Below are 11,579 nucleotides of genomic sequence, written 5' to 3'. Positions count from 1 at the left end.
CGAAATGTTTTATAACAGTAAGCGTCGGCATGGTTCTAGCGAACAGATGTCACCGACAGAATATGAAAACCAGTATTATCAACGGCTCGGAAGTGTCTAGATTATCCGTGGCGATTCAAATGCGAGGGGAGTTTACAGTTGAAAAACATATTTTTGCATCATCTTCTCTCCCCCACCATTTGTTGATATCAAAATACATTGTTCCAAGAGTCAAATAATAACCATCTTTTATTTTACAATTGCCATTCATATTGGAAAAAACCACCGCCGAACAGAGTGCATATATGATCGTATCTGGCATGATTATACTTTGCTTAGACAAAGATACTGTTCTACGATTCGGATCAGTAGTAAGTTCAACATCAAACCCATCAGGTAGTTCGTTGCCATGAGCAAAATTACATCTAAAAATCTCATAAAGTATTTCTGATAAATGCGCCTCTCTTTTTTTCAATAAAATATTTCTAAAAATCGTTTCCTCAATGTTTATTCCGGTGGCAAACATCGGTTCTATAGCCCAGTGATAGCGTTTGAAGGTATTAACAAAAACATTATGGCTTCCGATGGAATTATCAAAAATTTTATTCCCGGTTCCTTCTAAAGCAAAACACGCATGCATTAACGCTGATAGAGGTTTTCCTGAATTTGCATCATCGATAGCATACTGCACACGATCAGAAATTTTCATTTTTTTCCCATTATGACAAGGTCTGCATGTACGACTCAGCATACAAGTTTTGATAACTTGTTTTGATAAAATTTTGATAACCGTTCAAAAGCTAATAATAAAAAACGGGAACCAACCGGCTCCCGTTCTTGTTTAACCCGCGAGGCGGATTACATGTTCGCGATCATCGCGTCACCAAACTCTGAACATTTCAGCAGCTTAGCGCCTTCCATCAGACGTTCGAAATCGTAGGTCACGGTTTTGGCATTAATCGCGCCGCTCATGCCTTTGACGATCAGGTCAGCCGCTTCAGTCCAGCCCATGTGACGCAACATCATTTCCGCAGAAAGGATCACTGAACCCGGGTTCACTTTGTCCTGACCTGCGTACTTCGGCGCCGTGCCGTGAGTCGCTTCGAACAGCGCGCACTCGTCACCAATGTTCGCACCAGGGGCGATACCGATACCGCCAACCTGCGCCGCCAGGGCGTCGGAGATGTAGTCACCGTTCAGGTTCATACATGCGATAACGTCGTATTCTGCCGGGCGCAGCAGGATCTGTTGCAGGAACGCATCGGCAATCACATCTTTAATGATGATCTCTTTGCCGGTTTTCGGGTTCTTGATTTTCTGCCACGGACCGCCATCGATCAGCTCGCCGCCGAACTCTTCGCGTGCCAGCTGGTAGCCCCAGTCTTTGAACGCGCCTTCGGTGAACTTCATGATGTTGCCTTTGTGCACCAGCGTTACAGAATCACGGTCGTTAGTGATTGCGTATTCAATCGCGGCGCGCACCAGGCGCTTGGTGCCTTCTTCAGAGCACGGTTTGATGCCGATACCGCAATGTTCCGGGAAGCGAATTTTCTTCACGCCCATCTCTTCACGCAGGAATTTGATCACTTTCTCTGCATCGGCAGAGTCGGCTTTCCACTCGATACCCGCGTAAATATCTTCTGAGTTTTCACGGAAGATGACCATGTCGGTCAGTTCCGGGTGTTTTACCGGGCTCGGCGTGCCCTCGTAGTAACGTACCGGACGCAGGCAGATGTACAGATCCAGTTCCTGGCGCAGCGCAACGTTCAGGGAACGAATACCGCCGCCAACTGGCGTGGTCAGGGGGCCTTTAATCGCAACGCGATAATCACGAATCAGATCGAGTGTTTCAGGCGGCAGCCAGACGTCCTGGCCGTAAACATGGGTAGATTTCTCACCGGTATAAATTTCCATCCAGGAAATTTTACGCTCGCCCTTATAGGCTTTCTCCACAGCGGCATCCACCACTTTCAGCATCGCCGGGGTCACGTCCACGCCGATACCGTCACCTTCAATGAACGGGATAATCGGGTTATTCGGAACGTTGAGCTTGCCATTTTGCAGGGTGATCTTTTTACCTTCCGCCGGAACAACTACTTTGCTTTCCATTCACCTCTCCTTCGAGCGCTTCTGGTTGTTTGCTCGCTGACTTCATGCCGGGGCGCTCAGACTGCGTCCGCTCACCTGTTACGTGATTCACACAGAGCAAACCGTTTTTGTTAATGAATTGTAATGAGCCCGAACATACTAACCGATACTCAGGCTCCATGAAAGGCAATCGTGATTCAGCTATAATGCGGCAATTGATAACTACTGAAAATACCATGAACAAAACTTCTTTTAGAAATCACCGCCTTAAGCGATTCAGCTCACGACAAGCCACCAGGTCTGAACCACAAAACCAACCAAAACGCGTGATTCTGTTCAATAAACCCTACGATGTTTTGCCGCAATTCACCGACGAAGCCGGACGCAGCACGCTAAAAGATTTTATTCCGGTACAGGGTGTTTACGCCGCTGGCCGCCTGGATCGCGACAGCGAAGGGCTGCTGGTGCTGACAAATGACGGCGCATTACAGGCGAGCCTGACGCAGCCGGGCAAACGTACCGGCAAAATTTATTACGTGCAGGTGGAAGGCGAACCGACGCCGGATGCCATTGAAGCGCTGCGCACCGGGGTAACGCTTAACGACGGGCCGACACTGCCAGCAGGTGTTGAACGCGTAGAGGAGCCCGACTGGCTGTGGCCGCGTAATCCGCCCATTCGCGAGCGCAAAGCGATTCCAACCGCCTGGCTGAAAATCACTCTGTATGAGGGCCGTAACCGCCAGGTACGGCGCATGACGGCGCATGTTGGCTTCCCTACCCTGCGTCTCATCCGCTACGCTATGGGAAACTACACGCTGGATAACCTCGCAACTGGCGAATGGCGTGACGCTTAATCAGGGAGGCTTTGATGTTTAAACCCCATGTAACTGTCGCTTGCGTGGTACACGCGCAGGGTAAATTTCTGGTCGTTGAAGAAACCATTCGCGGCAAGGCGCTGTGGAATCAGCCCGCAGGCCATCTCGAAGCCGACGAAACCCTGCTGCAAGCAGCAAAGCGTGAGCTGTGGGAAGAGACCGGCATTCGCGCCGAGCCGCAGCATTTTCTCCGCATGCACCAGTGGCTGGCACCGGATCGCACCCCGTTCCTGCGTTTCCTGTTTGCTGTCGAGCTTAACGAAATGTGCGCCACTGAACCCCATGACAGCGATATTGATTGCTGCCACTGGGTCACCGCCGACGAGATCCTCAACGCCTCAAACCTGCGTTCGCCGCTGGTTGCGGAGAGCATTCGCTGCTACCAGACCGGCAAGCGCCTGCCGCTGGAAACCATCGCAGAATTTAACTGGCCGTTTACAGGGGATGCCTGAGCCGCCAGCCCGTGCTAGAATACGCCGCCCTGAAGTTCTTAGTCGCGAGTATTCTATGTCTGATAGCCCAAAAAAAGTGATCGTCGGCATGTCCGGCGGTGTCGACTCTTCCGTTTCCGCTTACCTGTTGCAACAACAAGGTTACAAGGTGGAAGGCCTGTTCATGAAGAACTGGGAAGAGGATGACGGCGAGGAATACTGCACTGCGGCGGCGGATCTTGCCGACGCGCAGGCCGTTTGCGACAAGCTCGGTATTGAGCTTCACACTGTCAATTTCGCTGCAGAATACTGGGACAACGTGTTCGAGCATTTTCTGGCTGAATATAAAGCCGGACGCACGCCGAACCCGGATATTCTGTGCAACAAAGAGATCAAATTTAAAGCCTTCCTTGAGTTCGCCGCTGAAGATTTGGGCGCTGATTATATTGCCACCGGCCACTATGTGCGCCGCGCCGACGTTGACGGCAAAAGCCGTCTGCTGCGCGGTCTCGATGGCAATAAGGATCAGAGCTATTTCCTTTATACGCTTGGTCATGAGCAGATCGCGCAGAGCCTGTTCCCGGTCGGCGAGCTGGAAAAACCCCAGGTGCGTAAAATCGCCGAAGAGCTGGGTTTGATTACGGCGAAGAAAAAAGACTCGACCGGTATCTGCTTTATTGGCGAGCGTAAATTCCGCGAATTCCTTGGCCGCTATCTGCCCGCCCAGCCGGGTAAAATCCTCACTGTCGACGGCGAAGAGATCGGCGAGCACCAGGGGTTGATGTATCACACGCTTGGTCAGCGCAAAGGGCTGGGCATCGGCGGCACCAAAGAAGGCAGCGAAGAGCCGTGGTACGTGGTCGATAAAGATGTTGAAAACAACATCCTGATTGTCGCCCAGGGTCATGAGCATCCGCGCCTGATGTCCGTTGGGCTGATTGCACAACAACTTCATTGGGTTGATCGCAAGCCGCTGAAAGGCACGCTGCGCTGCACGGTAAAAACGCGTTACCGCCAGGAAGATATTCCGTGCACGGTTACCGCGCTGGATGATGATCGCATTGACGTGCGCTTCGATGAACCGGTTGCCGCCGTTACACCGGGGCAATCTGCAGTATTCTACCTGGGCGAAGTATGCCTCGGTGGTGGAATTATTGAGCAGCGCCTGCCGCTGCCCCTTTAAAAGACCTTTTGCACAACCGGACAGGCCAACGCCCGCAGCAATAATGTGCTGACGGGCAGATAAAGGAGTGAGTGTGGCGAAGAACTATTACGATATTACCCTGGCGCTGGCGGGAATTTGCCAGTCAGCTCGTCTGGTGCAGCAGCTGGCGCACCAGGGACACTGTGACGCTGACGCGCTACATGTTTCGTTAAATAGCGTAATCGACCTGAACCCGGACTCGACCTTAGGCGTCTTTGGCGGCAGCGAAACCAACCTGCGCACCGGGCTGGAGACGCTGCTCGGTGTGCTGAACGCCAGCAACCGCCAGGGCCTGAATGGAGAGCTGACCCGCTACACGCTCAGTATGATGGTGCTGGAGCGTAAGCTCGCTGCCAGCAAAGGCGCGATGGAGACGCTCGGTAACCGCATCGCCGGTTTACAGCGTCAGCTTGAGCATTTTGACCTGCAGTCAGAAACGCTGCTCAGCGCAATGGCCGCCATCTATGTCGACGTTATCAGCCCGCTGGGACCGCGTATTCAGGTCACCGGCTCGCCTGCCGTGTTGCAAAGCCCGCAGGTGCAGGCGAAAGTCCGCGCCACGTTGTTGGCCGGTATCCGCGCTGCGGTGCTGTGGCACCAGGTTGGCGGCGGTCGTCTACAGTTAATGTTTTCCCGAAATCGCCTGTCGACGCAGGCCAAACAAATTCTCGCTCATTGTTAACCTCCCGGAGTTGTGACTTATGGAATTATCCTCCCTGACCGCCGTTTCCCCTGTCGATGGACGTTACGGCGATAAAGTCAGCGCACTGCGTGGCATCTTCAGCGAATTCGGTTTGCTGAAATTTCGCGTTCAGGTTGAAGTACGCTGGCTGCAAAAACTGGCGACCCACGCGGCGATCAAGGAAGTTCCTGCTTTTGCTGCCGGCGCAAACGGTTACCTCGATAAAATCGTTGAAGACTTCAACGAAGAAGACGCCGCGCGCATCAAAACCATCGAACGCACCACCAACCACGACGTGAAAGCGGTGGAGTATTTTCTGAAAGAGAAGGTGGCAGATATTCCGGCGCTGCACGCCGTTTCTGAATTTATCCACTTCGCTTGTACCTCGGAAGACATCAACAACCTGTCTCACGCGCTGATGCTGAAAACCGCGCGCGACGAAGTGATCCTGCCGTACTGGCGCAAGATCATTGAGGCGGTAAAAGATCTGGCCGTTCAGTACCGTGATATCCCGCTGCTTTCCCGTACTCACGGCCAGCCGGCAACGCCGTCGACGCTGGGTAAAGAGATGGCGAACGTGGCTTACCGCATGGAGCGCCAGTTCCGCCAGCTTAACCAGGTGGAAATTCTGGGCAAAATCAACGGCGCGGTCGGCAACTACAACGCCCATATCGCTGCTTACCCGGAAGTGGACTGGCATCAGTTCAGCGAAGAGTTTGTCACCTCGCTGGGCATTCAGTGGAACCCGTACACCACGCAGATTGAGCCGCATGACTATATTGCCGAGCTGTTTGACTGCATGGCGCGTTTCAATACGATCCTCATCGATTTCGACCGTGATATCTGGGGTTACATTGCGCTGAACCACTTCAAGCAGAAAACCATCGCTGGCGAAATTGGTTCTTCAACCATGCCGCACAAAGTTAACCCGATTGACTTTGAAAACTCCGAAGGCAACCTTGGGCTGTCCAACGCCGTGTTGCAGCACCTGGCCAGCAAATTGCCGGTTTCCCGCTGGCAGCGCGATCTAACCGACTCCACGGTGCTGCGTAACCTGGGCGTTGGTGTGGGTTATGCATTGATTGCCTACCAGTCAACGCTGAAAGGCGTAAGCAAACTGGAAGTGAACCGCGACCGCCTGCTCGACGAGCTGGATCATAACTGGGAAGTGCTGGCCGAGCCGATCCAGACCGTAATGCGCCGCTACGGGATTGAAAAACCGTACGAAAAACTGAAAGAGCTGACGCGTGGTAAACGCGTTGATGCCGAAGGCATGAAGCAGTTTATCGACAGCCTGGCGCTGCCAGAAAACGAAAAAGAGCGCCTGAAGGCGATGACTCCGGCCAACTATATTGGTCGTGCCATCACTATGGTTGATGAGTTGAAATAATCCCCCACCGTTGCTGTTAGCCCTCTTTCCGCCGCGAAAGAGGGTTTCTTTCTCCCCCGGTTTAAGAAATGTTTATCCCCTGCGCACCACAATCAGCGTTAAACTATTTATATCAAAAATATATGGAGAGTTCTGACGATGCGCGTACTCGTTGTGGAAGATAATGCTCTGTTGCGTCACCATTTAAAGGTTCAGTTGCAGGAGTTAGGACATCAGGTCGACGCCGCAGAAGATGCAAAGGAAGCGGATTACTTTCTAAACGAACACCTGCCGGATATCGCTATTGTCGATCTCGGCTTGCCGGATGAAGATGGTCTGTCGCTGATCCGCCGCTGGCGCAGCCATGACGTCACGCTGCCGGTGCTGGTGCTTACCGCGCGTGAAGGCTGGCAGGACAAAGTGGAAGTGCTGAGTGCCGGTGCAGATGATTACGTCACCAAACCATTCCACATTGAAGAAGTGGTCGCGCGTATCCAGGCGCTGATGCGCCGCAACAGCGGCCTCGCGTCTCAGTTGATCTCCATGCCGCCGTTCCAGGTCGATCTCTCCCGCCGCGAACTCTCCATTAATGACGACGTGGTAAAACTCACCGCGTTCGAATACACCATTATGGAAACACTAATCCGCAACAGCGGCAAAGTGGTCAGCAAAGATTCGCTGATGCTACAGCTTTACCCCGACGCCGAGCTGCGTGAAAGCCACACGATCGACGTATTGATGGGGCGGTTACGTAAAAAAATCCAGACGCTCTATCCTGATGACGTCATCACCACCGTGCGCGGCCAGGGCTACCTGTTCGAACTGCCGAAATGAGACGGCTGCTGCGGCATTTTCTGCCGCTTTCTCTGCGGGTTCGCTTTTTACTCGCCACGGCCGCCGTCGTGATGGTGCTTTCTCTGGCCTATGGAATGGTAGCGCTGGTGGGTTATAGCGTCAGCTTCGACAAAACGACCTTTCGCCTGCTGCGTGGCGAAAGCAACCTGTTTTATACCCTGGCGCACTGGGATAACAATAAACTCAGTGTGGATCTGCCTGACACCCTCAATTTGCAAAGCCCGACCGTGGCGCTGATTTACGATCAGCAGGGGAATCTTATCTGGTCGCAGAAAGATGTACCGTGGCTGCAAAATCTGATCGAGCCGGACTGGCTTACTGCTAACGGCTTTCATGAGATTGAAGCCGATGTGGATAACAGCAGTACGCTAGTTGATGATGACCACTCGATTGCCCAGAAGCTGAAAGAGATCCGCGATGATGACAGCAGCTCCGAAATGACGCACTCGGTGGCGGTGAATATCTACCCGGCAACGGCGCACATGCCGCAGTTAACCATTGTGGTGGTCGATACCATCCCCATTGAGCTTAAACGCTCTTATATGGTGTGGAGCTGGTTCGTTTACGTGCTCGCCGCCAACCTGCTGTTAGTGGTGCCGCTGTTGTGGCTGGCGGCGTGGTGGAGCTTGCGACCCATTGAAGATCTGGCGCGCGAAGTACGCGAGCTGGAAGAGCACCATCGTGAGCAGCTCAACCCGGAAACCACCCGCGAGCTCACCAGCCTGGTAAGCAACCTCAATCGGTTGTTAAAAAGTGAACGCGAGCGGTACGACAAATACCGCACCACCCTCACCGATCTGACTCACAGCCTGAAAACCCCGTTAGCGGTGCTGCAAAGTACCCTGCGATCGCTGCGCGGCGAGAAAATGACCGTCAGCGACGCAGAGCCGGTGATGCTGGAGCAAATCAGCCGGATCTCCCAGCAAATTGGCTATTACCTGCACCGGGCAACCATGCGCGGTTCCAGCGGTTTACTCAGCCGGGAACTGCACCCGGTCGCGCCCCTGCTCGACAGCCTGACCTCGGCACTGAACAAAGTTTATCAGCGCAAAGGCGTCAATATTACGCTCGATATTTCACCGGAAATCAGTTTTGTCGGCGAGAAAAACGACTTTATGGAAGTGATGGGTAACGTGCTGGATAACGCCTGCAAATACTGTCTGGAGTTTGTCGAAGTCTCTGCCAGGCAGAGCGACGATACGCTGCACATCCTGGTGGAAGATGATGGGCCGGGAATTCCTGCGGCAAAACGCGAGATGGTGTTTGATCGCGGGCAGCGCGCCGACACGTTACGCCCCGGCCAGGGGGTTGGGCTTGCGGTGGCACGAGAAATTGTTGATCAGTATGAAGGGCAGATCCTGACCGATGAAAGCCTGCTAGGTGGTGCAAAAATGGAGGTTATTTTTGGCCGCCAGCAGACGATGGCGGGCAACGATTAATCCTTCACCGTAACAAACCGGGCAAACAGAACAAAAAGGAGCTATTACGGCTCCTTTTTACTTTTATGTCACATCGTTACGCAGACAAAATGACATATCAGCATTACTATGATCTTTTATTCAGTCACTGATTATTTGCCGGAAACGCATATGGAATATCACGTAGAGATAAACTGGCCAGACTTTATTCAACGCTACTGGCAAAAACGCCCGGTGGTGCTGAAGCGTGGCATTAAGAATTTCGTCGACCCGATAAGCCCCGATGAGCTGGCAGGGCTGGCAATGGAAAATGAAGTGGACAGCCGGCTGGTTAGCCACCTTGATGGCAAATGGCAGGTCGGTCACGGTCCTTTTGAAAGTTACGATCACCTGGGCGAGAGCAACTGGTCGTTGCTGGTGCAGGCGGTGAACCACTGGCATCAACCGGCCGCCGCGCTGATGCGCCCGTTTCGCGTTCTGCCCGACTGGCGCACCGACGATCTGATGATCTCATTTTCAGTACCTGGCGGCGGTGTTGGCCCGCATCTCGATCAGTATGATGTGTTTATTATTCAGGGAACCGGTCGTCGCCGCTGGCGCGTCGGCGAGAAAACACAACTTAAGCAGCACTGCCCGCATCCGGATCTGCTTCAGGTCGATCCATTCGAAGCCATTATTGATGAAGAGATGGAGCCGGGCGATATCCTCTATATTCCGCCTGGATTCCCGCACGAAGGGTATTCGCTTGAAAACTCCTTGAACTACTCGGTGGGCTTCCGCGCGCCAAGCGGTCGTGAGCTGATCAGCGGCTTCGCCGATTATGTACTGCAACGCGAGCTGGGCAGCCAGCGTTACAGCGATCCGGACGTACAGTTGCGCGACCATCCGGCGGATATTTTGCCGCACGAACTCGATAAGCTGCGCGAAATGATGCTTGAGTTGATCAATCAACCGGAGCAGTTCAGGGAGTGGATGGGCGAATTTATCTCCCAGTCACGCCATGAACTGGATGTCGCGCCGCCAGAGCCGCCTTATCAACCGGATGAGATTTACGATGCGCTGCAACAGGGCGACAAACTGGTGCGCCTTGGCGGCCTGCGCGTGTTGCGAATCGGTGAAGATGTGTTCGCCAACGGCGAGCGGATCAACTCCCCGCATCGCCCGGCGCTGGAGGCACTCGCCAGCCATATCGTGCTGACGGGAGATCTGCTCGGCGACGCGCTGGAAGATCCCTCGTTCCTCGCCATGCTTGCGGCGCTGGTTAACAGCGGTTACTGGTTCTTTGAAGATTAATGCCTGATGAGATTGCCCGGCGGCGTTTGCTACCGGGCAATGAGAGAAGGTTTACTCAGCTTTAGCGGTCAGTTCGGCGATGCGTACAATCACCTGCACCGCTTTCTCCATGCCTTCCAGCGTTACAAACTCATGTTTGCCGTGATAGTTATAACCGCCGGTAAACAGGTTCGGACAGGGTAATCCCATAAACGAGAGCTGTGCCCCGTCAGTGCCGCCGCGAATCGGTTTCAGATCCGGCTCAATATCGCAGTCGCGCATGGCCTGTTGCGCCACCTCCAGAATGTGCGGAAACTCGACCACTTTCTCGTGCATATTGTAATAACTGTCCTCAATCACCAGTTCGATATAGCAGTCCGGGTGCAGCCCCTTGCCGACTTTTTTGGCGATCTCCATCATCTTACGTTTACGCGCTTCGAAGTTTTTGCGGTCAAAATCGCGGATGATGTAGTGCATCTCGGCGCGATCAACCGTGCCTTTAATGCTGGTGAGATGGTAAAACCCTTCGTAGCCCTCGGTCTGTTCCGGGCTCTCCTCTTCCGGAACCTGCGCGTGAATTTTGCTGGCGAGCGTCAGGGCGTTAACCATCACCCCTTTCGCCGTACCGGGATGCACGTTATTGCCAACAATCTTAATGTTCACCGACGCCGCGTTGAAGTTCTCAAACTCCAGCTCGCCCACGCCGCCGCTATCAACGGTATACGCCCATTTCGCGCCGAATTTCTCCACGTCGAAATGCTTCGCCCCTTTACCCACTTCTTCATCCGGCGTGAACGCGACGCAAATATCGCCATGCGGAATATTTTTCTTTTTCAGCACCGCCAGCGCGGTCATGATTTCGGCGACGCCAGCTTTATCGTCCGCGCCAAGCAGCGTTTTGCCATCGGTGGTGATCAGCGTCTGGCCCAGCATCTGGTGCAGCACCGGGAACATCACCGGTGAGAGGATCTCATCGCCAACGCCCAACGCGATATCGCCGCCGCGATAATTTTCAACAATTTGTGGGTTAACATTTTTGCCGCTGTAATCCGGCGAGGTGTCGACATGAGAAATAAAACCAATGGCCGGAGCCGGCGTTTGCACATTCGACGGCAATTTCGCCATCACCGTGCCTTTATCGCTTAACGTCACATTTTCCAGACCCATCTCTTCCAGCTGGTTCTGAAGTAAACGCAGGAGCTTCCATTGGCCGTCTGTGCTCGGCACCTGGCGGACGCCGGGCTTTGATTGAGTATCCAGAGAAACGTACTGCAAAAAACGCTCTAATAATTTGTCCATGAAGCCCCCCTACAAAATGTCACAACATTATCAGTAAGCGCGAAAAGACAAATATTGCGTCAGGTCACTTTTACCCCGTAAACGGCAATATTTTCAAAATTGCGCGC

The 11,579-nt window shown here is 53.4% G+C and carries 11 protein-coding genes; 8 read left to right on the top strand and 3 right to left on the bottom strand.

Annotated features, from left to right (window positions below):
- Window positions 1-115: 115 nt before the first annotated feature.
- Complete coding sequence (locus JKP81_RS18700; RefSeq protein ID WP_200552894.1) at window positions 116-688, bottom strand: hypothetical protein; 573 nt, start codon at window positions 686-688, stop codon at window positions 116-118.
- Window positions 689-837: 149 nt separating this feature from the next.
- Entirely contained in the window at window positions 838-2,088 is a 1,251-nt protein-coding gene (icd, locus tag JKP81_RS18695) for an NADP-dependent isocitrate dehydrogenase (RefSeq protein ID WP_200552893.1), read from the bottom strand.
- Window positions 2,089-2,273: 185 nt separating this feature from the next.
- Between icd and rluE the strand changes: the two genes are divergently transcribed.
- From rluE to JKP81_RS18655, 8 genes are all read left to right on the top strand, one after another.
- Window positions 2,274-2,921, top strand: coding sequence for a 23S rRNA pseudouridine(2457) synthase RluE (gene rluE / locus JKP81_RS18690; RefSeq protein ID WP_200552892.1), 648 nt, complete (start codon window positions 2,274-2,276; stop codon window positions 2,919-2,921).
- 14 nt (window positions 2,922-2,935) lie between these two features.
- On the top strand, window positions 2,936-3,394 hold the full coding sequence (locus JKP81_RS18685; protein ID WP_200552891.1) for an NUDIX hydrolase: 459 nt from the start codon (window positions 2,936-2,938) through the stop codon (window positions 3,392-3,394).
- A 55-nt stretch (window positions 3,395-3,449) separates the two neighbouring features.
- Window positions 3,450-4,556: a tRNA 2-thiouridine(34) synthase MnmA gene (mnmA, locus tag JKP81_RS18680; protein WP_200552890.1), complete on the top strand. Its 1,107-nt coding sequence runs from the start codon at window positions 3,450-3,452 to the stop codon at window positions 4,554-4,556.
- A gap of 73 nt (window positions 4,557-4,629) precedes the next feature.
- Window positions 4,630-5,259, top strand: coding sequence for a high frequency lysogenization protein HflD (gene hflD / locus JKP81_RS18675; protein WP_020457488.1), 630 nt, complete (start codon window positions 4,630-4,632; stop codon window positions 5,257-5,259).
- Between the two features lie 19 nt (window positions 5,260-5,278).
- On the top strand, window positions 5,279-6,649 hold the full coding sequence (gene purB / locus JKP81_RS18670; RefSeq protein WP_200552889.1) for an adenylosuccinate lyase: 1,371 nt from the start codon (window positions 5,279-5,281) through the stop codon (window positions 6,647-6,649).
- A gap of 138 nt (window positions 6,650-6,787) precedes the next feature.
- Window positions 6,788-7,462, top strand: coding sequence for a two-component system response regulator PhoP (gene phoP / locus JKP81_RS18665; RefSeq protein WP_017456462.1), 675 nt, complete (start codon window positions 6,788-6,790; stop codon window positions 7,460-7,462).
- Window positions 7,459-8,922, top strand: coding sequence for a two-component system sensor histidine kinase PhoQ (gene phoQ, locus JKP81_RS18660; protein WP_200552888.1), 1,464 nt, complete (start codon window positions 7,459-7,461; stop codon window positions 8,920-8,922). The genes phoP and phoQ overlap by 4 nt, the downstream gene beginning before the upstream one ends.
- Before the next feature lie 150 nt (window positions 8,923-9,072).
- Window positions 9,073-10,194: a cupin domain-containing protein gene (locus JKP81_RS18655; protein ID WP_200552887.1), complete on the top strand. Its 1,122-nt coding sequence runs from the start codon at window positions 9,073-9,075 to the stop codon at window positions 10,192-10,194.
- 51 nt (window positions 10,195-10,245) lie between these two features.
- Here the strand turns inward: JKP81_RS18655 and pepT are convergent, their stop codons facing one another.
- Entirely contained in the window at window positions 10,246-11,472 is a 1,227-nt protein-coding gene (gene pepT, locus JKP81_RS18650) for a peptidase T (RefSeq protein WP_200552886.1), read from the bottom strand.
- Between the last annotated feature and the right edge of the window lie 107 nt (window positions 11,473-11,579).

The organism is Kosakonia sp. LAM2021, assembly GCF_016620385.1.
Taxonomy (GTDB): domain Bacteria; phylum Pseudomonadota; class Gammaproteobacteria; order Enterobacterales; family Enterobacteriaceae; genus Kosakonia; species Kosakonia sacchari.
Note: the sequence above shows the minus strand (reverse complement) of the source record. Positions and strands in the feature narration are given on the sequence as shown.